Consider the following 25,073-nt stretch of genomic DNA (forward strand, 5'->3'; position numbering starts at 1 on the left):
TCGACGCGTCTCGGACTCTAGCGCCCACCCGTGCGGGCCAACCGCCGTTGGCGCTGCAGTTCCGGGTCGGGCACCGGGGCCGCGGCCACCAGATCGCGGGTGTAGGGGTGCTGCGGTCGGCGCAGCACGTTCTCGGCCGTGTCGTGCTCGACGATGACCCCGGCCTTCATGACGGCAACCGTGTCGGCGACCCGCTCGACGACGGCCAAGTTGTGCGAGACGAACAGGCAGGCGAAGCCGAGGTCGGCCTGCAACTCCTCGAGCAGGTCGAGCACGCTGGCCTGCACCGAGACGTCGAGCGCCGAGGTGGGTTCGTCCGCGATCAACAGGCGGGGGGAGAGCGCGACGGCGCGGGCGATGGCGACCCGCTGGCGCTGACCGCCCGACAGTTCGTGGGGGTAGCGGCGGGCGAGATCGGACGACAGCCGTACCCGCTCGAGCAGCTCGCCCACGCGGCGGCGCTGGGCCCGGTCGTCGAGGTCGCTGTGCAGGCGCAGCGGCTCGGCCACCGATCGTCCGACCGACCAGCGAGGGTTGAGGGTGGAGGCAGGGTCCTGGAAGACGATCCCGGTGGTGCGGCGCCGCTCGGCGCGCTGGCCGCGGTCGGCGCGGGCGAGGTCGACGTCGTCGACCAGCACCCGGCCGCTGGTCGGGGTCAGCAGACCCCCGACGACCTGGGCCAGGGTGGACTTGCCCGACCCGGACTCGCCCACCAGCCCCAGCACCTCGCCGGGGGCGATGGTCAGCGAGACGTCGTCGGCGGCGACCACCGCGGGCGCACCGCGGCGACCGGGGTGCACGACACCCACCGACTCCAGTCTCACCGTGGGGGTCGGCGCGGACGAACCGTGCGCCGACGCTTGGCCGCTGTGGTGCGCGGCCTCGGGGTCGAGCCTGGGCACGGCGGCGAGCAGCTCGCGGGTGTAGGAGTGCTGGGGGTGGTCGAACAGGTCGCCGACTTCGGCGCGCTCGACCACGCGTCCCTGCTGCATCACGACGACGTCGTCGGCCAGGTCGGCGACCACGCCCATGTCGTGGGTGATCAGCAGCACGGCGGTGCCCCGGTCGGATCGCAGGCGGCGCAGCAGGTCGAGGATGCCGGCCTGCACCGTCACGTCGAGGGCGGTGGTGGGCTCGTCCGCGATGATCGCCACCGGATCCTGCGCGAGGGCCATGGCGATCAGCGCGCGCTGCAACTGGCCGCCGGAGAGTTGATGGGGGTACGAGGCGGCGATCCGGTGAGGATCACTGAGCCCTGCCTCCGTGAGCAGGTCGGCCACGGCGCTGCGCAGCTGGCGGGCGGGCCGAACGTGGTTGCCCCGGTGCGCCTGCACCGCCTCGGCCACCTGGGCACCGATGGTCAGCACCGGGTTCCAGGCGCTCATCGGCTCCTGCGAGACCAGCGAGAAGACCGCCCCACGCACCCGGCGCACCGTGTCGGGGTGGGCACCCACCAGTTCGGTCTCGTGGCCGTCGCGGTCGGTGAGCACGATCGACCCGTCGACGACGGCGGTGCCGGGCAACAGCCCGAGCACCGCCATCGCACTGACGGACTTGCCCGACCCCGACTCCCCGACCAGGGCCGTGATCCGGCCCGGGCGCAGGTCCCAGTCCACCCCACGCACGGCGGGGTGGTCGTCGAAGGCGACCTCGAGCCCCCGGACGGCCAGGAGGCGGTCCGGGGTCGGGGGTGGCGTGGGTGTCGTCACGGGTTGCTCGTCACTGCTTGGTCGGGATCACTGATTGGTTGGAATCACTGGGCCAGCGAGACCGTCAGGTAGTTCGGGTAGGCGGGGAACGCCGGAATCGCGAAGCCCAGCACCTTCGACCCGTGCAGGAACGAGTTCTTCGTGTAGATCAGCGGCACGACGGGGGCGTCGGCGTTGATCAGCTCGTCGGCCTGGGCCCACAGCTTGCCGGCCTCGGTCGGGTCGGTGGTCGCGGTCGCCTTCTTGATCAGCTCGTCGGCCTTGGGGTTGGAGTAGCGGGCAAGGTTGTACCCGCCCTTGCCGATCTGGTCGGAGGCGAACAGCGGCTGGATGTTGCCGTTCGCGCTCGGGAAGTCGGGCTGCCACGAGCTCAGGGTGAGGTCGTACTTGCTGCCGTCGCCCTGGGTGGTGGCCTCGGTGAGCACGTCGCTGGCCAACGGAACGATGGTCACCTTCAGCCCGGCGCGCTGCAGGCCCTGCTGAATGGCCTGCGCCTGGGTGGAGCTGACCGCGTCATCGCCGACGGCGAGCTTGAGCGCGCGGCCAACCCACGAGGCGTCGGTGAGCAGCTTCTTGGCCTGCTCCACGTCACCGGCGGGATCGACGTCCTTGAGCAGCGAGGCGTACTCCACGCGCCCGGGGATGCCGGGGGTGATCAGGGTGTCGGCGAAGTCACCGGCGATCTCGCCACCGACGGCCACGCGGTAGGCGTTGCGGTCGACGGCCAGGCTGATCGCCTTGCGCACGTTGACGTCGTCCAGCCCGGGGGCCTGGGTGTTGATGGCCAGGTAGGCGAGTGCTCCCGGCCCCGAGGTGACCAGGCGGTCCTTGGCGGAGGTCGACTGCACCTGCGCCAACTGGGCGGCCGGCACGAAGCTGGCGCCGAAGGCGAACTGGTCGTTGCCGGAGTCGGCGATCAGCCGCTGGGCGGCGACGGTGGCATCCTGACCCAGCTCGAAGATCACCTGGTCGGGTCCGCCGGTGCGGGCCTCATCGGTGGCGGGGTCCCAGTGCTCGTTGCGGGCCAGGGTGATCGAGGTGCCCTCGACGGTCTTCTCGACGCGGTAGGGGCCCGACGCCACCGGGGTGGTGGTGTAGGTCTTGACGTTGTCCTTCGCCTTCGGCACGGCGCTGAACGCGGGCATCGAGACGATCCACGGCCAGTCACCGTAGGCGCTGGTGAGCGTGAACACGATGGTCTTCTCGTCGGGGGTCGCGATGGAGGCCAGCTCCTTGCCCTCGTAGGGGCCGGAGTACTCGGAGCCGCCGACCAGCAGGCCCTTGTGGTAGCCGAGACCGCCCGACAACTGCGGGGCGAACGAGCGCTCCACCGAGTACTTCACGTCGGCCGAGGTGATGGCGGTTCCGTCCTCGAACTTGACGCCGTCCTTGAGGGTGAACGTCCAGGTCAGGCCGTCGTCCGAGGCGGTGCCGGTGTCGGTGGCGAGGTCGGGGACGACCACCGAGGTGCCCTCGGCGCCGATCTTCCACGCGGTCAGGCGGCGCTGGACGAGCCCCAACGAGGTGATGGCCAGGCCCTGGCTGATGGCGGGATCCCAGTTGACCGACGTCGCGCCGGTGAGGATGCGCAGGGTGCCGCCCTTGGCGGCGCTCGCGGACGAGGTGGCGGCGGCGGTCTCACCCGGCTTGGGGTTGTTGGCATTGCAGCCGACCAGCGCGGTGGCGAGCCCGGCGAGCGGGATGCCGAGGGCGAGCGAGCGGCGGCTGATGCGGGTGGTCTGCAGAGTCATGAGCGTTTCCTTGGGGTGATGAGTGTGAAACAGGAGTGGGGTGTCGAGGGGGAGGGGGGAGAGGGTCACCGACATCGACAGGGCAGGCAGGTGCGCGGGGGATGACGAGGGTCGGTGGTCATGCGCGTGACCTCGCGACCCGCACGCGCGGGTCGAGCACCGTGTAGACGATGTCGACCAGCAGGTTGGCGACCACGATGATGGCCGCGGTGAAGACCGTCACCCCGACGAGCAGCGGCACGTCGGTCGACCCGACGGCATCCATCAACAGGGCGCCGAGACCGGCGATCGAGAAGACCCGCTCGGTGATCACCGCGCCACCCAGCAGACCGCCCAGATCGAGGGCGAACAGGGTCGTGATCGGAATGGCGACATTGCGCAGCGCGTGCCGGGTGACCACCTGACGTTCGGTGATGCCCTTCGCCCGGGCGGTGCGCACGTAGTCGGACGAGAGTGCCTCGAGCATCTGGGCGCGGGTCAGCCGGGTGTAGATGGCCGCGTTGAGCAGGGCGAGCACCACCCACGGGAGCACCAGGTGCCAGGCCCAGTCGACGGGTGACTCGCGGAACGGCACGTAGCCGTTGACGGGCACCATGTCGAGGGTGAACCCGAACAGCAGGATCGCCAGCAGTCCCACCAGGTAGCTGGGGGCCGAGACGCCGGTGATGGCGCCCACCATCAGGGTGCGGTCGAGCCAGGTACCGCGGCGGATGGCGGCGACCACACCGCTGGCGACGCCCGCGAGCAGCCAGAGCACGGCGGCTCCCAGCGCGATCGAGGCCGTCACCGGGAATCGTCCGAGAATCAGTTCGGTGACCGGGGTGTTCAGCCGGAACGAGTAGCCCAGGCAGGGGGCCGGGCAGGTGAACTGGGCGGCGCCGGTGCCGAAGGTGCGGCCGGTGAAGATGCCGCGCACGAAGTCGAACCACTGCTGGAACCACGGCTTGTCGAGCTGCATGAACTCGCGGGCCGTCTGCAGCCGCTCGGGGGTGCAGGGCTTGCCGCAGGCCAGTTGGGCCGGGTCGGCGGGCAGCAGCACGAAGATCGCATAGGTGAGCAGCGAGACGACCAGCAGCACGAACACCAGCGTGGCCACGCGCAGCAGCAGGAACCGGGCGAGCTTCACGGGGTCACCTCCCTGGGTGCGGTGCCGGTGCTGGTGGGGGTGGTGGGGGTGCGACGCCCGCCGGTCACGCGGCGGCGGCGGGAGGTGCGCAGCTGGGCGGTGCGCGGGTCGAGCGCGTCGCGCAGTCCGTCACCGAAGGCGTTGAAGGCCAGCGTCAGCACGAACAGGGCCAGGCCGGGGAAGACGAGATACATCGGGTCGACCGAGAACCAGGTGACCGCGTCGCCGATCGAGCGGCCCCAGCTGGGGGTGGGCGGGGGCACGCCGACCCCGAGGAAGCTCAGGGCCGCCTCGGCGCCGATGGCTCCGGGGATGGCGATGGTCGCGAAGACCACGATGGTGGCCGCCAGGTTCGGCAGCAGGTGCCGGAAGATGATCTGGGTGTGGCTCGCGCCCAGCGCGCGCGAGGCCCGCACGAACCCGGACGAGCGCAGTGTCATCACCTGCCCGCGGACGACGCGGGCGATGCTCGTCCACCCGAAGAAGCCGATGATCACGACCAGCAGCAGCAGCCGGGGCAGCCAGCTCGGGGCGACGGCGCCCACGGCGATCATGAAGATGAGGGCGGGCAGGCCGATCAGCACGTCGACGCCGCGGGCGATGATCCAGTCGACGACGCCGCCGAAGTAGCCAGCCAGCAGCCCGAGCACCGTGCCGATCGCGACCGACAGTGCGGTGGCGCCGATGCCCACCACCAGCGAGGCGCGCGAGCCGACCACGACGATGGCGAACATGTCTCGGCCGGTGAGGGGTTGCACGCCGAACCAGTGCTCGGACGAGATGCCGCCCCAGCCGCCGGCCGGGGCGCCGCGACCGTCGAGCGCCGACAGGTCATAGGTGTAAGGGTCGACCCCGGCGAGGCGAGTGATCAGCGGGGCGGCCAGGGCCACCAGCAGGTAGGCGACCACGAGGATGCCGCCGATCATCGCGAACCGGTCGCGACGCAGTCGTCGCCACACGCCGTCGCTGGCGCGGGTGGCGGAGGGGATCTCCACCACCTCGTCCGAGCGTTCGAGTGACACGACCCCTCCAAAGATCCAGGCGTTGGTTGCCCATCGAGCATGGACCCCTTCGCCACGCTTTGGCAAAACGTGGCGTTATGGTGACGATAATTTCACGTTCCGCCGAGAGCGGAAGCGGCGCTCAGCCCTTGAAGACCGGTCGGATCGAGAGCGACTCCAGCATCGCGTTCTCGGGAAGGTCGACGGCCAGCCTGACGGTCTCGGCGACGGCGGCCGGGGTGAGGTGCTCCTCGGCATCGTAGGCGCGCCCCATGGCCGACTGCAGCTGCCGCTGCATGTCGGAATCGGTGCGGCCGGGGTGGATCGAGGTCACTCGGACGAGCCCTCGCTCCTCTTCCCGGAGGGCGTCGGTGAGGGCCCGCAGCGCGAACTTCGAGGCGGCGTACGGCCCGCCACCCGGGCCCGCGGTGAAGCCGGCGCCCGAGTTGAGCATCACCACCTGACCCTGCCGCCCGGTGCGCTCACGGCTGGCGCGCAGCTGCGGGAGCAGCTGTCGAGTCAGGTCGGCGACGGCCACCACGTTGACCTCGAACAGCCTCTGCCAGGTCTCCCGCGGGGTCTCGGCGAGGGTGCCGCCCTCGGCGATGCCGGCCGAGTGCACCAGCAGGTCGAGCCGCTCGAGGTCGGCGACGGCGGCGGCCACCGCATCGGCGTCGGCCACGTCGCAGACGAAGCCGGAGGCGCCGGGGGTCTGGGCGACCACCGCCCGCACGGCCCCCGGATCGCGGCCGCCGACGAGTACGTCGTGGTCACGGGCGAGGTCGGCGACGATGGCGCGGCCGATGCCGCGGGTGCCGCCGGTGACGAGGGCGACGGGGCGGTCGGGCACGGGATACTCCTGGGGTGGGGTGGCGGGTTGGACAGTGGCGGCTGGGAGCCACCTCGAGTCTCTGCGATCCGAAACTACCGCCCATGGGCCGAACCTGGTCACCGCGGCACTGGCAGCGCCTTGAGCGGCAGTTTCGATCGCCATTCACGGCAGGCCCCGCGAAGTCACGCAAAAAGACCTGTGGACAAGTGGGACAGACCGGGCCTGGCCGGACACAACTCAGGCATGCGAAACATTGAGGACGACTCGACGGTGGCGGCATGGACCAACACGTGGGGGCTGGTGGTGACTCGTCAGCACCCGGGACACCGGCAGCGGATCACGCGCGCCGCCAGGCGCGGCGAACTGGTGCGCATGGCACCCGGTGTGTACCGGCCGCCCGGCGAGGCACCGACGCTCGCGCAGCGACTGGGGATGGTGGTGGCCAGGCATCCGCAAGCGGTGTTCACCCATCACGCGGCCGCGGCTCTGAGTTGGTGGCCCGAGATCGAGGTGGGAATCATTCGCGTGCGGGGGCCTCGGGTGACCCTGCCGGGGGTGGTCACCGATCGTGGACTGCTGGCCGAGTTCTGGGTGGATGCGCGGCGGGGGGTGCGGTTCGCGTGTCCGGCCATGTCGGTGCTCCAGCTCACCGGCAGCATGGGCGGGGACGTCATCGATCGAGCGCTGCGGGTACGTGCCGTCACCTTGGGCGAGCTGGAGCGGGCGGCCGAGGCCATCCCTGCCAAGTCTCCGGGCCTGCCGGCGATCCGCCAACTGCTGGCCGACTCGAGGGACGAACCGTGGTCCCACCTCGAGCGGCTGGCGCACCGAGACCTGAGGGTGCACCACCTGACCGGCTGGCGGGCCAACCACCGGATCACGGTGGGTGATCGTTGGTACTACGCCGACATCGCCTTCCCGAGTCTTCGCCTGGTGGTCGAACTCGACGGTTGGGCCACTCACGGAGGGCGCCTGGCCTGGGAGCGCGACTGCAGCCGACAGAACGACCTGGTGCTGGCCGGCTGGACGGTGCTGCGCTTCTCCATGGGCCGGTTGCCGGAAATGGTGCCGGCGATCCGGGCCCACGCGCGCCGGCTGGGTCGGCCCCTGTGATCGGGTCGGACCGCCGCGATGTGCCCGCGGCGGTGATCGGCGACTGTCACTCATGGCGCTTTGGTGGGGGCTGGGGGCTCTGAGGGCGCGTGAGCGGCAGTTTCGGATCACTGAGAGCCCGGCGCGCGCCCTCGTCCTCTCGCCCGCGGGCCGGTCAGGAACGCCTGAGCCGCGGAGCCCCCTTACGCGGCCGCTACCATTCAGGGCGTGAACAGGCGGCGGGTCATCTCGGGTCTCGGCGCCACCGTAACGCTGGCGGGCCTCGGCGCCCTGTCGGCGTGCGGGGCGCCCGCGCTCAACCCGGAACCGTCGCCCACCACCACCACGACCACCTCCACCGGCACGACGGCGGCGGCGACCGCCTCCGCGCCGGCGGGCACCACCCTGCGGGCCATGGGGCTGGTCAACGGGCCCGCCGACGTCACCCTGCCCACCGACCTCACTCCGGTGCGGGTGATCGACCAGCCCAACGTGGTCACCCTGATCGTGCGCGCCGCCGACGCCTCCCGGGTGCAGACCCACCTCGAGGCCACCCTGCCGGCGGCGGGCTTCACCGTCGATGCCAGCAGCCAGGACTCGCTGCTGTTCCACGACTCCGTCTGGGACGGGGCCTGGACCTCGTCCGACGAACTGGCGGGGCTGACCTTCCGCCGCCGAACCTGACCGCCCATTACGCTGGTTCTCGCCCAACCCGGCGACCCGCGCCCGGCAACGGGACCCCCGACGAGAAGGATTGCCATGAGTGGCGGACTAGCTGCACTGCTCGATGACATCGCCGCCCTGGCCAAAGTTGCGGCCGCCTCCGTCGATGACGTGAGCGCTGCCGCCGGCCGGGCGACCACCAAGGCCGCCGGCGTGGTGATCGACGACACCGCCGTCACCCCGCGCTACGTGACCGGGGTGCTGGCCAATCGCGAGCTGCCGATGATCTTCAAGATCGCGCGGGGCTCGATCATCAACAAGCTGGCGATCATCCTGCCGATCGCGCTGGTGCTGTCGCAGTGGGCGCCGTGGCTGTTGACCCCGATCCTGATGATCGGCGGCACCTACCTCAGCTTCGAGGGCGTCGAGAAGCTCTGGGAGAAGGTCTCGGGGCACCACGACGAGAAGGCCCCCACCGCCACCCGTGAACCCGAGGACGAGAAGAAGATGGTCAGCGGAGCGATCCGCACCGACCTGATTCTGTCGGCCGAGATCATGGTGATCTCGCTGAACGAGGTGGCCCACGAGCCGCTGCTGCAGCGCGCGGTCATTCTGGTCGTGGTGGCCATCGCCATCACCCTGGGCGTCTACGGCGTGGTGGCGGTGATCGTCAAGATGGACGACATCGGCGTCCGCCTCACCCAGCGGGACAACCCCGGATCGCGCAAGCTCGGCCGCACCCTGGTCGAGGGCATGCCCAAGGTGCTGGCGGTGCTGTCGCTGGTCGGCATGATCGCCATGCTGTGGGTCGGCGGGCACATCCTGCTGGTCGGCGCGGACGAGCTCGGCTGGCACGCGCCCTACGCCCTCGTCCACCACCTCGAGGAGGCCGTGCACCACGCGGCCGGCCCCCTGGGTGGCGTGCTCGGCTGGCTGGTGAACACGTTCTTCAGCTTTGTGGCCGGGCTGATCGTCGGTGCCGTCGTCGTCGTGGTGATGCACCTGCTGCCGTTCGGCAAGAAGCACGCGGACGAGACCCCCGAGGACGAGACCCCCGAAGCAGAGACCACCGAGGCCGAGACCCCCGAAGCAGCGACCCCCGAGACCCGCTGACGGCTGGTCAGCCGGCGAACGCCAGCCGCGCCACTTCGGAGCGCAGCGCCATCGTGCCGTCGACCCCCTCGCGGGTCGGGTGCACCCGGTTGGTCATCAGGGCCACCGTCAGGCGGGCGCCCTCGTCGGTGAACACGCTCGTGCCCGTGAAGCCGGTGTGTCCGCGCGATTCGGCCGCCGTGCCCTCGGGCAGGTCCCCCCGCTCGCCGACGTCGGGGTGCGACATCCACGACGCCTGCCCGATCCGCAGCCCCATCGAGTGGCCCCAAGGGGCCTCGTCCGGGTCGCAGACGGGCCGTCCAAGCAGGTGGGGCATCTCGTTGAGCCACAGGCCGTCGCGGCTGCAGGGCAACTGGTCGAGGCGGATCGCCTCGCCCAACCGGGCCACGGCGCGGGCGGTGCCGAACAGACCCGCATTGGCGCTGCGACCCCCCAGAGCCCAGCTGAACTCGTCGTGCACGATGCCTCGGATCACGCCGCGGGCGTGGGCGGCATCGATCTCGGTGGCGGCCACCTCGGCTCCGGGGGTGAACGAGATCTCCGTCAGCCCCATCGGGTCGAGCACCAAGTGCTGCACCAGGTCGGCCCAGCGCTGGCCGGTCTCGCGTTCGGCCACCAGCATGGCGGTGTTGTAGCCCACGCAGGAGTAGCGCCAGACCGTCTGCGGGGCGGCGACCAGCGGCATCGACTCGATCTGGGCGACGATCTCGCGGCGGTCGTCCAACGGCCACTCACTCACCCAGCGACCGGGGTTCCCGGCGATCCAGCCGTTGATGCGGCGCTCCCAGTCGGTGTAGATGTCGGGCAGCCCCGAGGTGTGGGTCAGCAGGTGGCGCAGAGTGACCCGCTCGCGGTCGGCGTCACCCCGGTAGCCCGGCAGGTGGGTCGCCACCGGCTCGTCGTAGCCGAGCTGGCCGCGCTCGACCAGGGTGTGCAGGGTGATGGCCGAGACCACCTTGGTGATCGAGGCCAGGTCGAACCAACTCGAGTCGGTGACCGGTTCCAGCTGGTCGGAGCGGACGCGCGAACCATCGGCGTTCACGCTCACCAGGGTGCCGACGGCGGCGGTGCCCAGCACCTCCTGGTCGCGGACGACCACGCACGTCGCACCCGAACAGATCCGGTCGGCGACGGCCTTCGACAACGTCGTCTCGAGGGCCTGACTGATTCTCGGCATGCTTCTCCTCGGCAGGGTTCTCATCGGCAGGGTTCTCATCGGCAGGGTTGGCCGCGTTGGGGGGCGGGGAGTGCCATTCTGGCAGGTGCCCGTCGCTCCGTCCCGAGGAACTCCCGCATGTCCAGCCCCGACACGCCGCCCACCGACCCCACCGGCGAGGTCGTCCGCCGCGCCGCCCTCGGGGTGATCATGCCCGGCTTCGACGGAACCGAGGTGCCCGACTGGTTGCACGCGCCCCTGCGCGACGGGCTCGGCGGAGTCTGCCTGTTCGCCGTCAACACCCCCGACCCGGTCACGACCCGCCGACTCACCGATCGGTTGAGGGAGCTCGGCCCGCAGGCCTGCATCACGGTGGACGAGGAGGGTGGTGACGTCACCCGCCTGCAGCGGGTCCGCGGCTCGGACCTGCCCGGCAACGCGGCCCTAGGGGCGATCGACGACGTGGAACTCACCGCCCGCGTCGGCGCCGCCACCGGACGACTCGTCCGCGCGGCCGGCATCGACGTGACGCTCGCGCCCTGCGTCGACATCGCCTCGAACCCGCACAATGCCGTGATCGGCACCCGCTCGTTCGGCCCCGACGCCGACCTCGTCGCCCGGCATGCCGTGGCCTGGCTCGAGGGCCTGCACTCCGCCGGCGTCGGCGGCTGCGCCAAACACTTCCCCGGCCACGGCGACACCGCCGTCGACTCCCACGTCGGTCTGCCCGCGATCGAGATCGACGAGGCCACCCTGACGGGCCGCGAGCTGCTCCCGTTCGCGGCGCTGGTCGCGGCGGGCGTCGAGGCGATCATGCCCGGCCACATCGTGGTGCCGCGGCTCGGCCCCGACCCGGCCTCCCTGTCGCGGTGGGCCCACGATCGCCTGCGCGGTCTCGGGTTCGCCGGGCCCACCATCACCGACGCGCTCGAGATGGGTGCCATCCACGGTCAGCACGGCATCGGCGAGGCGGTGGTGCGCGCGCTGGTGGCCGGCGCCGACCTGTGCTGCCTGGGTTCGCCCATGAACTCCGACCAGGCCGCCGCGCTCTCCGAGTCGGTGCGCGCGGTCGAGGCGGCCGTCGCCGACGGACGACTGAGCCTGCACCGACTGCAGGCCTCGGCCTCGCGGGTGAGGGCCATGGTCGGCGACATCCACCGGCGATGGCTGGCCACCCCCGACCCGCAACCCGCGACCGTCGAGCACGACCTGCCTGCCCTCGGACTCGAGGTGGCCCGCCACGCCGTCACCGTCACCGGCGACGTCGTCACCGGCCCCGACCCGGTGGTGGTCGACCTGCGCCGCACGGTCAACCAGGCGGTGGCGCGATTCTCGTCCGGTGTCGTCGACGCGCTCACCCACGCCCGTGCGCGGGATGGTCTGGGTGAGGTCGAGACCGCCGAGGTCACCGCGCTGCCTCCCGGGCGGGCGATCGTGGCCATCACCCGTGACCCGCTCACCGAACCGTGGGACGACCTGCTGGCCGCCCGCCCCGACGCCGTCGTCGTGCATGTCGGCATGGCCCAGTCGGCTCCCGCGGCCGCCCGGCGGGTGCTGTGTCACGGTGGCGGCCGGTCGAATGCCCGCGCCGCCGTCGAGCGCCTGCTGGGTCAGGAGGTGGCCTGGTGAGCGCGAACACCCGCGTGCTGGGGCTGATGTCGGGCACCTCGGTCGACGCCATCGACGCCGCCGTCATCGACATCGGCCCGGCAGGCCTCGAGACCGGCACCCTCACCGTGGTCGATCACCGCGAGGTGCCGTGGGACGACGCCCTGCGCCGCCGCATCCTGGCCTGCCTGCCGCCCGCACGCATCGACGTGGGGGAGGTGTGCGCCCTCGAGCAGGCGATCGGGCAGGCCTTCGCCGCCGTGGCCCGCGAGGTGCAGGCCGAGGTCGACGGCATCGAGCTGGTGGCCTGCCACGGCCAGACCGTCTTCCACTGGGTGGCCGATTCCGGCCCCGATCGCGGACGAGCCCTGGGCACCCTGCAGTGGGGGGAGCCGGCCTGGATCGCCGAGGCCACCGGGCTGCCGGTCGTCTCGAACCTGCGGGCCGCCGACATCGCCGCCGGTGGGCAGGGCGCCCCGCTGGTGCCGGTGCTCGACGTGATGCTGTGCGGCGATCGTCCGACCGCGGTGATCAACCTCGGCGGCATCGCCAACGTCACCGTCGTCCGCGACGGCCGCGCCGTGGTGGCCGGGGACACCGGGCCGGCGAACTGCCTGATCGACGCGCTCGTGCAGCGGGCCACCGGGCAGCCCTTCGACGCCGACGGTGCGCTGGCGGCGGCCGGTCGTGTCGACGAGGCCCTGCTCGCCCGCCTGCTCGACCACCCCTATCTGGGGCTCCCGATGCCCAAATCGACCGGACGAGAGGTGTTCTCGCTGGCCTGGTTCGATCAGGTGGTCGCCGAGGTGCACCCCGACGAGCGCACCCGACCCGGCCTGCCGGATCTCTTGGCGACGGGGGTGGCGTTCACCTGTCGCACCCTGCTCGACCAGCTTCCCGACGACCTCGAACGGCTGGTCGTCTCGGGTGGTGGGGCGCACCACCCGGGCATCATGGCCCGGCTGCGCGACCACGCCGACTGGCAGGTGGTCAGCCCCGACGAACGAGGCGTGCCCGCCGACGCCAAGGAGGCCGTGCTGATCGCCCTGCTGGGCTGGCTGTCGGTGACGGGCCGCCCGGGCGTCGCCACGGACGCGACGGGCCGTCCGCTCACGGGGGCCCGGGAGGCGCGGGTGCTCGGAACCGTGACCCTCAGTGCCCGCCGTGGTGGGGGGCCGAGTTCTCCTGACGGGTCATCAGGGAGGCGAGGGCCAGCACTCCCAGGGTGAGCGCGGCTGCCACCGTGAAGGCCAGGCGGAGTCCGTCGAGTTGGGCGGGCACCTCGGCCACGCCCGCGGCCATCCGCCGATTGGCGGTGGCCTCGAACAGGGTGACCAGCAGCGCGGCGCCGGCGGCGCCGGCCACCTGCTGCAGCGTGCCCAGACCGGCCGACCCGTGGGAGTACAGGCGGGGCGGAAGCGCATTCAGCGCAGTGGTGAAGCTGGGCGTGAACATGAACGACAGTGCGAGGCTCATCACCGCGTGCAGGGTGATCAGCAGCCACAGCGGGGTGCTCGGCGTCACCCGGCTCATCATCAGCACGGTCGCGCCCAGCACGACGGCCGCCGGCAGCACCAGCGGACGAGGCCCGTACCGGTCGAACAGGCGACCGACGACGGGGCCGAGCAGACCCATCGCCAGGCCACCGGGAAGCATGGCCATGCCGGTGACGGAGGGCGACAACAGCCGCACGTCCTGCAGGTAGATCGGCCAGATCAGCGCCACGCCCATCAGCGCGAGGAAGGCCAGCATCATCACGCCGAGAGCAGCCGAGAAGTTGCGGTGGGTGAAGGTGCGCAGGTCGAGCAGCGCGGCGTCGCTCTTCTGCAGAGACAACTGGCGCCACACGAAGACCAGCAGGGCGGCGACGGCCACGCCACCGGCGACCAGCAGATTGGTCTGCTTGCCGGTGGCGCCCACCAGTGACAGCGTGTAGACGAGGCCACCGAAGCCGAGCGCTGACAGCACCACCGAGAGCGCGTCGAGCGGGGTCTTGCGCAGTTCCGAGACGTTGCGCAGGCGCAGGGCGCCGTAGGTGGTGGCGGCCACGGCGATCGGCAGCACCAGCCAGAACAGCCACCGCCAGCTGGCGAACTGCAGCACGAAGCCCGAGATGGTGGGCCCCATGGCCGGAGCCATCGACATCACGATCGAGACCAGCCCCATGGTCTGGCCGCGGCGGTGCACCGGCACCAGGTTGAGGATGGTGGTCATCAACAGCGGCATCATCACCGCGGTGCCGCTCGCCTGGATCACGCGGGCACCCAGCAGCACCGCGAACGAGGGGGCGAGGGCGGCCAGCAGGGTGCCGGCCATGAACAGCCCCATCGCGGTCAGGAAGACCTGCCGCGTGGTGAGCCGGTCCATCAGGAAGCCCGTGACGGGGATCACCACGGCCAGCGTCAGCATGAATCCGGTGGTCAACCACTGGGCGGTGCGGGCGTCGATGGAGAAGTCGGTCATCAGGTGCGCGATCGCGACACCGAGCACGGTCTCGTTGAGGATCACCACGAACGCGGCGATCAGCAGCACCCAGATGACGCCCCAGTTGATGGGGGTGTCCACCGGATCGGCGTGGTCGGCGGCGGAGGGAGTGGAATCGGGGGCGATCAGGTCGGCGGCCATGAGGGTTTCCCTGTCTGGGTGCATGCGTCTGGGTTCGTGCGTCTGGCGTCTGGGGCCCGTGTGGGCGGGTCGTGCGGTCGGGTCGCTGGTGACAGCTGTGGGCGGGGATCGCGGCGCCGTTGCCGAGGGCCAACTCTACGGGACGCACCCCGTTCGCTCGCACGTGCTTTTCGCCGAGGGCCGAGCAGGGGGCACTCGTGCTTGGATGAACTTCCATGAGCGACATCGCCCTCACCTGGTCGACCGAACAGCGCAACCCCGACACCGTCGACCTCGACACGCTGCCCACCGTCGACCTGGTTGCGAGCATCGTCGGCGCCGACCGGGTGGTGGTGCCCGCCGTCGAGGCCGTGGCCGGTCAGATCGCGGCCGCCGTCGAGCTGGCCGTCGCGGCGATCGCCCAGGGCGGACGAGTGCACTACGTGGGCGCCGGCACCTCCGGACGACTGGGCGTGCTCGACGCCGTCGAACTCTTCCCCACCTACCACGTGGGCTCCGACGTGGTCACCGCCCACCTGGCGGGCGGTGAGGCCGCGATGATGCGCGCCGTCGAGGGCGCCGAGGACGATCCGCAGGCGGGCGCCGCGGCGGTGGCCGACGCGGGCCCCCATGATCTGGTGGTCGGCATCGCCGCCTCGGGCCGCACCCCCTACGTGCGCGGTGCCCTGGCCGCCGCCCGCGAGCGTGGCCTGCCGACAGTGCTGGTCTCGTCCAATGTGCAGGCACCACTGGCCGAGCTGGCCGACGTCGCGATCCTGCCCGACACCGGCCCCGAGGTGGTCACCGGGTCGACGCGCATGAAGGCCGCGACCGCCCAGAAGCTGGTGCTGAACACGTTCTCGACGGCTACCATGGTGCGGCTGGGCAAGACCTGGTCGAACCTGATGATCAACGTGCAGGCCACCAACCTCAAGCTCGAGCGCCGGCTCGTCCGCATCGTCGAGCAGGCCACGGGGTTCGACCCCGACGCGGCCGCCGCGCTGCTGGCCGACGCGGGCGGTGACCTGCGGGTGGCGCTGGTCGCCGGACTCGCCGGGGTCGCGGCGGACGAGGCCCGGGCCGCCCTGACGGGGCTGGATCCCGATCCGAGCCGCACCGACGATCCCGCCGGCGTCCGCACCGCGGTGGCGTCACTGACCCGCTGACGGCCCCCACAGCCGGTGCCACTCGACGCCCAGGTCGAGCAGCATCTGGCGCACCAACGACAGCGAGATGCCGACCACGTTGTAGGGGTCGCCCTCGACGCGGGTGACGAAGGCGGCGCCCAGCCCATCGAGGGTGAAGGCTCCCGCGACCCGGGCCGGCTCCCCGGTTGCGGCGTAGGCGGCGATCTCGGCGTCGGAGAGGTCGGCGAAGGTCACGCGGGCCTGGCCCACCCGGCTCTGCGTGAGGCGTCGCGGCGCCTCGTCCGGCACCCCCGGCCTTGGCGCCCGGTTGACGACCACGTGGTGGCCGGTGAACAGCACCCCGGTGGCGCCTCGCATGCGGTACCACCGGGTGATGGCGGTGGCCTCGTCGCCGGGCTTGCCGTGGCGCTGCCCGGCGATCTCGAGCAGCGAGTCGCAGGCGATCAGCACCCAGTCCTCGTCGGCCGGCAACTGCGGCACCACCAGCGAGGCCTTCAGTTCGGCCAACCGTTGTGTGAGTCGTTCGGTGGTCGGCGCCTGCAGGGAGTCCTCGTCGGCGTGGGAGACCATCACCTCGGGGTCGAGCCCGGCCGAGCGCAGGGCGGCCAGTCGGGCGGGGGAGGCGGAGGCGAGCACGACGCGCATGTCAGCCCTTTCGGTCGTAGGTGCGCCAGGCGTCGGCCCCGGGCACGGGTGGTCGATGCAGCATCCGACGGTACGACCGCCAGCCGGTGGGCGGGGGAGCGTCCACCCCGACGCTGATCCGCGGGGTGGCGGACGAGCCTGCGGCCGCCAGCACCGCCAGCACCGCGGCGAGCTCGGCGTCGTCCGGGTGGCCATGGGTGATCAGCACCTCGTCGGCGGGCAGGTCGGTCACAGCGGCAGGTTCCCATGCTTCTTGGGCGGCGACGCGACCCGCTTGGTGTGCAGCAGCCGCAGCGCCATGGCGACCTCGGCTCGGGTCTCGTGCGGGGCGATCACCCGGTCGACCGGCTGCCCGTGCGAGGAACACACCGACGACGAACACGAGGCGGTCGACCAGGCCAGGGTGAGGTCGGCCCCGAGCTGCTGGGAACCCATCACCTCGCCGGCGGCGCCCGAGGCCCGCCCGGTGATCACGGTCACCAGCGGCACGGTGGCCGCGGCGTAGGCGTGCGCCAGGGCGGCGGCCCGACGCGCGAGGCCGCCGTGCTCCTGCTCGACCCCGGGCCGGAAACCGGGGGTGTCGACCAGGGTCACGATGGGCAGGTTGAAGGCGTCGCACGTGCGGATGAACCGGGCGGCCTTCTCGCAGGCGGCGACGTCGAGGCAGCCGCCGAGCACGAGCGGCTGGTTGGCGACCACCCCGACGGGGCGTCGGTCGATGCGTGCGAACCCGCAGACGATGCTGCTCGCATGCAGGGGCTGCAGCTCGAGGAAGTCGCCGTCGTCCACCACCGCCTCGACGACCGCGCGCAGATCCTGCGGGAGGTTCGGGTTCGGGTCGAGCGAGCCGTCGACACCCTCGGTCGCCGGCCCCAGGGGTGGCTCGTCGAGGTTGTTCTGCGGCAGGTACGCAAGCAGGTCGCCGACCCATGCCAGCGCCTCCTGCGGGTCGGCGGCCAGCAGGTGGGCGGTACCCGCGATGGCGGCGTGGGTGCGCCCGCCGCCCAGAGCGTCCGGGGTGACGCGCTCGCCGGTCACGGCCGCGGTCTGATCGGGACTGGTGAGCATCAGGTGCGAGCAGCCCTCGACCATCACGACGAGATCGGTGAGCGCCGGGGCAAGGGCGAGCGGTCCGGTGAGCGAACCGAGCACGACCGAGATCTGAGGGACGACCCCCGAGGCCAGAGTGATCCGGCGCAGGACGACGCCCCAGCGCGCGTGCTCCGCGGGCGGGCCGGGTTCGGCGCCGACGTAGACCCCGATCAGCGGGAAACCGCCCGCCAGGGCGAGATCGATCACCCGGACGACGGCGTCGGCCGCGAGCTCACCGTCGGATTCTTCCAGCGCGGAGAGGTCGAGCACGAACACGCCCACGGGTCGTCCGTCGATCGTGCCCAGCCCGACGATCTCGGCAGAGGGGCGGCCGGCCGCCAGCCGCGAGAACGAGCCCTCGTCGAGCAGGTCCGCGAGGTGCTCGAGGCAGGCGGTGGCAGGCATGGCATGACACTATCGGCGCGTGTCCACCTCGCTGCGCGAAACCCTGACCGCCTCCCTGCTCCCCACCCGCTGGCGGCGCGTCGAGGTGGTCGACACCACCGGCTCGACCAATGCCGACCTGGCGGCCCGCGCGGCCGCCGGTGAGCCCGACGGCACCGTGATCGTCGCCCTGCACCAGAGCGCCGGACGAGGCCGGTTCGACCGCCGCTGGGAGGCGCCGCCGGGCGCGGCCCTGGCGACCAGTGTGCTGGTGCGCACGAATCGTCCGATGGGCGACTGGACGTGGCTGCCGCTGCTGACGGGGGTGGCCGTGCTGCGCGGCATTCGCGCGGCCGCGACGCGGGCAGGGGTGTCGTCCGAGGTCCTGGACCGGCTGGAACTGAAGTGGCCGAACGACGTGCTGGTCAGGGGGGACGTCCAGGTCACGGGGGCGGGCAAGCTGTGCGGCATTCTCTGCGAACGCCACGTCACCCCCGATGGAGCCGCCGCTGTCATCGGCTTCGGCATCAACACCACGCTCACCGCCGACCAGCTGCCGGTGCCCACCGCCACCTCGCTGGCGCTGGCGGGCATCGACGTCGATCCCGCAGAGCTGCTGACGGGTGTGCTCACCGAACTGGCCGACCTGCTCGCGGTCTGGGACGAACGCGGGCACCTGCGCCAGGACTATTCCGAGGTGTGCGGTTCGTTGGGCGCCGAGGTGCGGGTGATGGTGTCCGAGACCGAGCAGGTCGTCGGGGTGGGGGAGTCCATCGACCCCTCCGGGCGGTTGGTCGTGCGCACCGCCACCGGGCCGCGGGCCTTCTCGGCGGGCGACGTGGTGCACCTGCGCCGCCCCTGACGAGCGGGCCACGCCGTCAGCGGCTCGGGCTCAGTCGTCGTCGCGGTGCGCTCGGTAGATCAGATCGGCCAGCAGGCCCTCGATCTCGGTGACCTGAGGCACGTCGTGCAGCACCACGGGCCGCTCCGAGGCGGTGGAGAAGACCAGCGTGCCGCAGCCGAACATGCGGTCGACGATGCCCCGCTCCGACCCCACCGAATCGATGCGTGACAAGGGCAGCTCGTGCCCGTAGCGGTTGAGGATCCCGTGCTTGGTGATGATCCGCCGGGTGGTGATGGTGTAGCTGGTGGTGAACCAGTCGATGAAGGGCCGCACCGAGAACCACAGCACCATCGCCACGGCGACGCCGATCACGACCCACGTGCCGATCGGCTTCCAGCCGGGCGGCAGCACCGCGATCAGCGCCGACGCCGCCGCGGCGGTCAGCAGCGCCAGCAGGATCGGCACGAAGACCGCCTTGCCGTGGGTGCGCACCTTCACCAGGGTGCGCTCGTCGGAGTCGCCGCGGCCCTTGAACAGGCGCGCCTTGGACAGATCGGGCATGGCGTCCAGTCTGGCAGAACGTCGGGAGCCCCCACGCCCAGCGCTAGGGTGAGTGTCCGTGAGTTCCTCCGCGAGCAGCCCCTACGTCATCGGCATCATCGGCGGCGGCCAGCTGGCCCGCATGATGCATCAGGCCGCCATCGGGCTCGGGGTGCATGTGCGCCTGCTGTCGGAGGCCGAGGGCTCGTCCGCCGCCCAAGTGATCAACGACGTGGTGGTCGGCGACCACAACGACGAGGCCACCCTGCGCGCGTTCGCCGAGGGCTGCGATGTGATCACCTTCGACCACGAGCACGTGCCCACCGCCTTCCTGCACCGGTTGGAGGACGAGGGGGTGTGCGCCGTGCGCCCCGGCCCGGCCGCGCTCGTTCACGCCCAAGACAAGGCCGTGATGCGTGACCGGTTGGCCGCGTTCGGTGCCCCTGTGCCCGACTACGCCGTCTGCGACACCGCGGACGACCTGCGCGCCTTCGGTGACGCCCATGGCTGGCCGATCATCGCCAAGACCAGCCGCGGCGGCTACGACGGCAAGGGGGTGTGGAAGGTCGAGGCGCCCGAGCAGGCCGACGAGCCCTTCGCCGCGCTGCCGCCCACCTCGGCGGGGGAGCCGGTGGTGGTGCTCGCCGAGGAGTACGTGCCCTTCGTCCGCGAACTGTCGGCGCTGGTGGTGCGCAGCCCCGCCGGGCAGGCGGTCGCCTACCCGATCTCGGAGTCGGTGCAGCGCGACGGCATCTGCGTCGAGACCACCACTCCCGCTCCCGGGCTGACCGACGAGCAGTCGATCGCCTGCCAGCAGCTGGCCCTCGGCATCGCCCACGAGCTGGGGGTGGTGGGCATGCTGGCGGTCGAACTGATGCAGCGTGCCGACGGTTCCGTGGTGGTCAACGAGCTGGCCATGCGGCCGCACAACACCGGCCACTGGACGATCGACGGTGCCCAGACCAGCCAGTTCGAGAACCACCTGCGGGCGGTGCTCGACCTGCCGCTGGGCGACCCCGGCCTGCGCGCCCCCCACGTGGTGATGGCCAATGTGCTCGGCGGCTCGGAGCCCGACCTGACCGGCGCCCTGCAGCACTGCTTCGCGCGCGACCGGAAGCTCCGGGTGCACCTGTACGGCAAGCAGGTGCGGGCCGGACGCAAGGTCGGTCACGTGACCTGCCTCGGGAACGAGCTGGACGACACGCTGAAGCGAGCCCGGCACGCCGCCGGCTACCTGATGGGAGACCCCAATGCTTGATGAACGCGTGCCTGATGAACGCGTGCCTGAAGACGCGCACCCGCGCGTGGGCATCGTGATGGGGTCGGACTCCGACTGGCCCACCATGGAAGCCGCCGCCCTGGCCTGCGAGGAGTTCGGCGTCGCCGTCGAGGTCGACGTGGTCTCGGCGCACCGCATGCCCGAAGACATGGTCGACTACGGACGAAGCGCCCACACCCGCGGGCTCGAGGTGATCATCGCCGGTGCCGGCGGTGCCGCCCACCTGCCGGGCATGGTGGCCGCCCTGACGCCGCTGCCGGTGATCGGGGTTCCGGTGCCGCTCAAGCATCTCGACGGCATGGACTCGCTGCTGTCGATCGTGCAGATGCCGTCCGGAGTGCCGGTCGCCACCGTCGGGGTCGGCAACGCCCGCAACGCCGGGCTGCTGGCGGTGCGCATGCTGGCGGCCGGTGACCCGGTGCTCACCGAGGCGATGCTGTCGTTCCAGGAAGACCTGCGCGACCTGGCCCGCGCCAAGGGCCAGAAGCTGCGTCAGCGCTGATCTGCGCTGACCCGATCGGCGGCGGCCGTCAACAGCTGCTCGACCGCGGCCCGTGACGGAATCGAGGTCGGGCCTCGTCCGGTGACCTTCAGCGCCGCCGCCGCATTCGCCCAGCGGGCCGCGTCGGCCCAGCCGCTGCCGAGCGAGACCGCCGCCAGCAGAGCGCCGGTGTGGGTGTCGCCGGCCCCGTTGGTGTCCACGGCCCGCTGCGGGAATCCGGGCACCACCGCGGCGCCCGTCGTGGTCGAGCCCGGCTCGAGCACGGCGCACCCGTTCTGGCCGTCTCGCACCACCACGGCCCGCAGCCGGGGGTGCTGCTCGGCCAGCCGGGCGCAGGCGGCCTGCATCTCGTCGACGCCGACCTGGGCGGAGGCCTCGTCCAGATTCGAAGTCCACACCGTCGTCAGCTCAAGTACCCGGCTCACCACCTCGGCGGGCAGGTCGGCGAAGATCGCCCCGGGGTCAAGCACCACGTCGACGCCCGCGGGCAGCGCCTCGAGGAACGCCAGCAGGGGGGTCAGGGTCGGCTCGACCAGGGAGTAGCCCGACACGCACACCAGGTCGCCCGATCGCGGCTCGCTGCTCGCCAACGACTCGCGGGTCACCCGGCGTTCTGCACCCCAGGTGGTCACGAACGTGCGCTCGGCCGACGGTTCGAGCAGCACGATGCAGACGCCGGTGTCCTCCTCGGGCACCGGCGGCGAGCTCACCCGCACCCCCTCGTCGGCGAGCGCCGAGCGCACCAGGTCGGCGTTCGGGCCCGTGCCCACCGAACCGGCATGCACGGCCTCACCACCCGAGCGGGCGCAGGCGACCAGGATGATCGCCGCACCGCCGGGTTGCCGGGTGGCCCCGGCTGCCATCACGTTCCCGCCACGCGGGGGCAACCCCGGCACCTCGCAGACGAGGTCGACCAGGGCCTGGGCCGTGTGGATCAGCCGGGGCACGGCTCAGGGGCCCTTCACCCCAGAAGCTGAAACCCCAGAAGCTGAAACCCCAGAAGTCGAAACCTCCGAAGCGAGCGGCGTGAACGCCAGCCGCAGCGACACCGGCTCGGCGTGCAGCCGGTACTTCTCCAGCGGCAGCGGCCCACAGGCACCCGATCCGACCGGCGCCACCCGGGCGTCGATCGAGAGCCAGTTCACCCGGTCGGGAACCAGATCGGTCGTGTGCCGGGCGTCGCGGATCGCGTGCTGGCTCCACGGGGCCAGGCTCACCGACACGGTCGCGTCGCCGAGTGCGGTGACCCGGAAACCGGACGCGGCCGAACCGACCTCGGCCCAGCGCACCTCCCCGCGGTGGCCGTTGCCCTGCGGCGCCACGTAGGGCGTCTGCAACTGAGCAATGCCCGCGCTCCAGCGACCGATGCGCTGCGAGGCCTGCGAGTCGACGTAGCTCTCGCCGGGGCCCCGTCCGAACCAGGTCAGCTGGTCGAGCGAGGTCGGCACCGGCAGGGTCAGGCCGAGCCGGGGCAGCATGGCATCGCCCCAGGGGCCGTGCGGTTCGGCGGTCAGGTCGAGCACCAGCGAGTCGCCGATGGCGCGCCACTCGAAGCGCGCCACGTAGTCGCGGCTGGCGGCCGCGGCCGCCGTGCGCGTGGTCACGACCAGCGCGTCGTCGGTCTGCTCGACCGACAGCACCCGGGAGTGCAGGCGGTGCAGTCCCATGCCCTCGCCGGCCTGCTTGATCACCCGGCCGCCACCCATGCGCTCGTTGTCGATCCACGCGCGGAACAGGTCGAACGTGACCCCGTCGAGGTCCACGTCGCCCAGCCGCACCAGTCGTCCGCGGGCGTCGAAGGCGGCCGGTCCGACGGTCCAACCACCCTCGGACGACGCCACCGCCGCCGGGGCGCCGGTGACCTCGCGCGGCGCGGCGGCCTCGGTGCCCGGCACCAGCCCCTGGCCGAAGGAGACCTCGTGACCGGCCTTCGCCCAGGCGGCATCGGCGGCCAGCACCGCCGACACCGTCAGCCAGCGCTCGCCGGTGTCGGCGCCGGCGGCGGGCAGCTCGGGAAGCGGCACGGTCACCGTCGCTCCGGGGGCGATGGTGGGCACCTCGAGCTCACCGGAGGCGATCTCGACGCCCTCGTCCGTCAGCGACCACAGGTAGTCGTGGGCGGCATCGTCGGCGAACGACAGCACGCTGGTGAGGGTGATCTGGTCGCCGACGGTGATGCGGATCGGCGCGATCACCTGCTTGAACTCCACCAGCCCGGGGCTGGGGGTGCGGTCGGGGAACACCAGCCCGTCGATGACGAAGTTCGAGTCGTGCAACTCCTCGCCGAAGTCGCCGCCGTAGAGGTAGGAGCCGTCGTGGGCGAGCACACCGTGGTCGATCCATTCCCAGATGAAGCCGCCGTGCAGCTTGGTGTGGGTGTCGAACAGGTCGGAGTAGTCGAGCAGCTCGCCCGGGCCGTTGCCCATGGCGTGGCCGTACTCGCACAGCAGGTGCGGCTTGGCCAGCTGGTCGGCGTTCTGCGGGCGGGCGCCCTGCAAGCTGGGGTCGGGCAGGTCGACCTTGGCGCCGATCGCGTCGAGTTCGGGGATCGAGGTGTACATCTGGCTCCACACGTCGGAGACCTCGACCTCGTAGTCACCCTCGTAGTGGACGAATCGGCCCGGGTCGCGCTGCTTGGTCCAGGCGGCCATCAGGCGATGCCCCTCGCCGAAGCCGGCCTCGTTGCCCAGCGACCAACTGATCACGCTGGCGTGGTTCTTGTCGCGCTCGACGGTGCGCTCCAGGCGGTTGAGCAGGGCGTCGAAGAAGCGCTCGTCGCCGGGCGGGTTGGCCGACCAGCCCTCGTTGCCGAAGCCGTGGGTCTCGTGGTCGGCCTCGAGCATCACCCACAGGCCGTACTCGTCGCACAGGTCGAGGAAGCGCGCGTTGGGCGGGTAGTGCGACGTGCGCACGGCGTTGAGGTTGTGGCTCTTCATCAGCAGCACGTCGCGCAGCATGGTCTCGTCGTCCAGGGTGCGCCCGGTCTCGGGGTGCCATTCGTGGCGGTTCACGCCGCGGAAGGTGATCTGCTGCCCGTTCACCAGAATGCGGTCGCCGTCGATCCTCACCGTGCGGAAGCCGATGCGCAGGCTGACCTGCTCGGTGTCGGTGGCGACGGTGGCCTCGTACAGCCGGGGGGTCTCGGCGGTCCACGGCTGCACCACGCCGACGTGGTGGGCCTCGTTGGCGGCGACGTCGTGCACGGCCAGTTCGGGAATGCTCACCCGGGCCAGCACCGGCTCACCGGCGCGCGTCACCTCGACCCGCAGCGTGCCCGTGCCGTCGGCGTGGTCGAAGTCGGCGTGCACGAACACGTCGTCGACGCCGAACCCCGGGCGAGCCAGCAGGGTGACGGGGCGGAAGATGCCCGACAGCCACCACATGTCCTGGTCTTCGAGGAAGGTCGCGTCCGACCACTGCTGCACGCGCACGGCCAGCACGTTCTCACCGTCGATCAGGTGGTCGGTGATGTCGAACTCCGTCGTCAGGCGCGACCCTTTCGAGAAGCCGAGCTCGTGGCCGTTGACCCAGACCACGAAGGCCGAGTCGACGCCCTCGAAGCGCAGCACGGTCCGCAGGTCGTCCGATGCCTGATCGGCGGACGAGGCCCACGGCACGGTGAAGGTGCGCAGGTAGAGGCCCACCGGGTTCTCGTCGGGCACCACCGGTGCGCCGCCGGCCACATAGGTGGGGATCGGGTAGTTGACGTTGGTGTAGGCCGGGCGCCCGTGGGGAGCCTCGCCGGTGGGGTCGGTCAGCTGCCAGCACGAGGGCACGGCCAGCGTGCCGAACGACGAGGCGTCGAAGTCGGCGGCGCCGAAGTCGTCCGGCACCTGGTCGAGCGAACCCACCAGCTGGAAGGCCCACTCGCCGTCGAGCGAGGCGGTCGGGGCGTCGGTGGTCAGGTGTGCACGGGGCGCCAACGCGCCCTCCCACGGCGTGAAGTCCGGGATGCGGGTGGTCATGGCAACCACCCTAGCCAGA

At 71.7% G+C, this 25,073-nt stretch carries 22 protein-coding genes; 9 read left to right on the plus strand and 13 right to left on the minus strand.

All coding sequences use genetic code 11. The features are described 5' to 3' along the window. Positions 1–17 precede the first annotated feature (17 nt). From ACSDQ9_RS12700 to ACSDQ9_RS12720, 5 genes are all read right to left on the minus strand, one after another. Positions 18–1,709 carry a dipeptide ABC transporter ATP-binding protein gene (locus tag ACSDQ9_RS12700; protein WP_435147577.1) on the minus strand — a complete coding sequence of 564 codons (1,692 nt, stop codon included), beginning with the start codon at positions 1,707–1,709 and terminating at the stop codon, positions 18–20. A 44-nt stretch (positions 1,710–1,753) separates the two neighbouring features. Further along, positions 1,754–3,460: an ABC transporter substrate-binding protein gene (locus ACSDQ9_RS12705; RefSeq protein WP_435147579.1), complete on the minus strand. Its 1,707-nt coding sequence runs from the start codon at positions 3,458–3,460 to the stop codon at positions 1,754–1,756. Positions 3,461–3,578: 118 nt separating this feature from the next. Beyond that, on the minus strand, positions 3,579–4,586 hold the full coding sequence (locus ACSDQ9_RS12710) for an ABC transporter permease (RefSeq protein ID WP_435147581.1): 1,008 nt from the start codon (positions 4,584–4,586) through the stop codon (positions 3,579–3,581). Then, positions 4,583–5,608: an ABC transporter permease gene (locus ACSDQ9_RS12715; RefSeq protein ID WP_435147583.1), complete on the minus strand. Its 1,026-nt coding sequence runs from the start codon at positions 5,606–5,608 to the stop codon at positions 4,583–4,585. Before ACSDQ9_RS12715 ends, ACSDQ9_RS12710 begins: the two co-directional genes overlap by 4 nt. 121 nt (positions 5,609–5,729) lie before the next feature. Further along, entirely contained in the window at positions 5,730–6,437 is a 708-nt protein-coding gene (locus ACSDQ9_RS12720) for an SDR family oxidoreductase (RefSeq protein WP_435147584.1), read from the minus strand. A gap of 225 nt (positions 6,438–6,662) precedes the next feature. On the opposite strand from ACSDQ9_RS12720, the gene ACSDQ9_RS12725 reads away from it, so the two are divergent. The 3 genes from ACSDQ9_RS12725 (at position 6,663) to ACSDQ9_RS12735 (ending at position 9,287) form a co-directional block, all read left to right on the plus strand. Next, positions 6,663–7,532 carry a DUF559 domain-containing protein gene (locus ACSDQ9_RS12725; protein ID WP_435147586.1) on the plus strand — a complete coding sequence of 290 codons (870 nt, stop codon included), beginning with the start codon at positions 6,663–6,665 and terminating at the stop codon, positions 7,530–7,532. A gap of 207 nt (positions 7,533–7,739) precedes the next feature. Next, entirely contained in the window at positions 7,740–8,195 is a 456-nt protein-coding gene (locus tag ACSDQ9_RS12730) for a hypothetical protein (protein ID WP_435147588.1), read from the plus strand. A gap of 75 nt (positions 8,196–8,270) precedes the next feature. Continuing rightward, on the plus strand, positions 8,271–9,287 hold the full coding sequence (locus ACSDQ9_RS12735; protein WP_435147590.1) for a DUF808 domain-containing protein: 1,017 nt from the start codon (positions 8,271–8,273) through the stop codon (positions 9,285–9,287). 7 nt (positions 9,288–9,294) lie between these two features. On the opposite strand, the gene ACSDQ9_RS12740 is transcribed toward ACSDQ9_RS12735, so the two are convergent. Next, a complete protein-coding gene (locus ACSDQ9_RS12740) occupies positions 9,295–10,464 on the minus strand; it encodes a serine hydrolase domain-containing protein (RefSeq protein ID WP_435147591.1) in 1,170 nt (389 codons plus the stop codon). A gap of 117 nt (positions 10,465–10,581) precedes the next feature. On the opposite strand from ACSDQ9_RS12740, the gene ACSDQ9_RS12745 reads away from it, so the two are divergent. Beyond that, positions 10,582–12,072: a glycoside hydrolase family 3 protein gene (locus tag ACSDQ9_RS12745; RefSeq protein WP_435147593.1), complete on the plus strand. Its 1,491-nt coding sequence runs from the start codon at positions 10,582–10,584 to the stop codon at positions 12,070–12,072. Further along, positions 12,069–13,280 carry an anhydro-N-acetylmuramic acid kinase gene (locus ACSDQ9_RS12750; RefSeq protein WP_435147595.1) on the plus strand — a complete coding sequence of 404 codons (1,212 nt, stop codon included), beginning with the start codon at positions 12,069–12,071 and terminating at the stop codon, positions 13,278–13,280. The genes ACSDQ9_RS12745 and ACSDQ9_RS12750 overlap by 4 nt, the downstream gene beginning before the upstream one ends. Here ACSDQ9_RS12750 and ACSDQ9_RS12755 read toward each other — a convergent pair. Beyond that, the gene (locus tag ACSDQ9_RS12755) at positions 13,204–14,676 is read right to left on the minus strand and encodes an MDR family MFS transporter (RefSeq protein WP_435147597.1); all 1,473 of its coding nucleotides are present in this window, start codon (positions 14,674–14,676) and stop codon (positions 13,204–13,206) included. The two genes, ACSDQ9_RS12750 and ACSDQ9_RS12755, sit on opposite strands and share 77 nt — an antisense overlap. A 215-nt stretch (positions 14,677–14,891) precedes the next feature. On the opposite strand from ACSDQ9_RS12755, the gene murQ reads away from it, so the two are divergent. Then, a complete protein-coding gene (gene murQ, locus ACSDQ9_RS12760; RefSeq protein ID WP_435147599.1) occupies positions 14,892–15,821 on the plus strand; it encodes an N-acetylmuramic acid 6-phosphate etherase in 930 nt (309 codons plus the stop codon). Here murQ and ACSDQ9_RS12765 read toward each other — a convergent pair. Genes ACSDQ9_RS12765 through ACSDQ9_RS12775 form a run of 3 tightly spaced genes read right to left on the minus strand, consistent with a single transcriptional unit; the run spans position 15,807 to position 17,945 of the window. Next, positions 15,807–16,448, minus strand: a complete 642-nt coding sequence (locus tag ACSDQ9_RS12765) for a Maf family protein (protein WP_435147600.1) — start codon at positions 16,446–16,448, stop codon at positions 15,807–15,809. The genes murQ and ACSDQ9_RS12765 overlap by 15 nt on opposite strands. A gap of 1 nt (position 16,449) precedes the next feature. Then, positions 16,450–16,680: an acyl-CoA carboxylase epsilon subunit gene (locus ACSDQ9_RS12770; RefSeq protein WP_435147602.1), complete on the minus strand. Its 231-nt coding sequence runs from the start codon at positions 16,678–16,680 to the stop codon at positions 16,450–16,452. Next, entirely contained in the window at positions 16,677–17,945 is a 1,269-nt protein-coding gene (locus tag ACSDQ9_RS12775; protein WP_435147604.1) for an acyl-CoA carboxylase subunit beta, read from the minus strand. Before ACSDQ9_RS12775 ends, ACSDQ9_RS12770 begins: the two co-directional genes overlap by 4 nt. Before the next feature lie 19 nt (positions 17,946–17,964). Here ACSDQ9_RS12775 and ACSDQ9_RS12780 point away from each other — a divergent pair, with 19 nt between their 5' ends. Then, positions 17,965–18,786, plus strand: coding sequence for a biotin--[acetyl-CoA-carboxylase] ligase (locus ACSDQ9_RS12780; RefSeq protein WP_435147605.1), 822 nt, complete (start codon positions 17,965–17,967; stop codon positions 18,784–18,786). A 30-nt stretch (positions 18,787–18,816) separates the two neighbouring features. Here ACSDQ9_RS12780 and ACSDQ9_RS12785 read toward each other — a convergent pair whose 3' ends face one another. Beyond that, positions 18,817–19,329 (minus strand): PH domain-containing protein, encoded by a 513-nt coding sequence (locus tag ACSDQ9_RS12785; protein ID WP_435147606.1) that lies wholly within the window; start codon positions 19,327–19,329, stop codon positions 18,817–18,819. A 52-nt stretch (positions 19,330–19,381) separates the two neighbouring features. On the opposite strand from ACSDQ9_RS12785, the gene ACSDQ9_RS12790 reads away from it, so the two are divergent. Together ACSDQ9_RS12790 and purE are read left to right on the plus strand one after the other, a co-directional pair. Next, positions 19,382–20,566, plus strand: a complete 1,185-nt coding sequence (locus ACSDQ9_RS12790) for a 5-(carboxyamino)imidazole ribonucleotide synthase (RefSeq protein WP_435147608.1) — start codon at positions 19,382–19,384, stop codon at positions 20,564–20,566. A 7-nt stretch (positions 20,567–20,573) separates the two neighbouring features. Beyond that, positions 20,574–21,089 (plus strand): 5-(carboxyamino)imidazole ribonucleotide mutase, encoded by a 516-nt coding sequence (purE, locus tag ACSDQ9_RS12795; protein WP_435147610.1) that lies wholly within the window; start codon positions 20,574–20,576, stop codon positions 21,087–21,089. On the opposite strand, the gene ACSDQ9_RS12800 is transcribed toward purE, so the two are convergent. Continuing rightward, positions 21,080–22,036 (minus strand): PfkB family carbohydrate kinase, encoded by a 957-nt coding sequence (locus ACSDQ9_RS12800; RefSeq protein ID WP_435147612.1) that lies wholly within the window; start codon positions 22,034–22,036, stop codon positions 21,080–21,082. The genes purE and ACSDQ9_RS12800 overlap by 10 nt on opposite strands. A 3-nt stretch (positions 22,037–22,039) precedes the next feature. After that, complete coding sequence (locus tag ACSDQ9_RS12805) at positions 22,040–25,054, minus strand: glycoside hydrolase family 2 TIM barrel-domain containing protein (RefSeq protein WP_435147613.1); 3,015 nt, start codon at positions 25,052–25,054, stop codon at positions 22,040–22,042. Between the last annotated feature and the right edge of the window lie 19 nt (positions 25,055–25,073).

The organism is Aestuariimicrobium soli (genome assembly GCF_051192575.1).
GTDB classification, from domain to species: Bacteria; Actinomycetota; Actinomycetes; order Propionibacteriales; family Propionibacteriaceae; genus Aestuariimicrobium; species Aestuariimicrobium soli.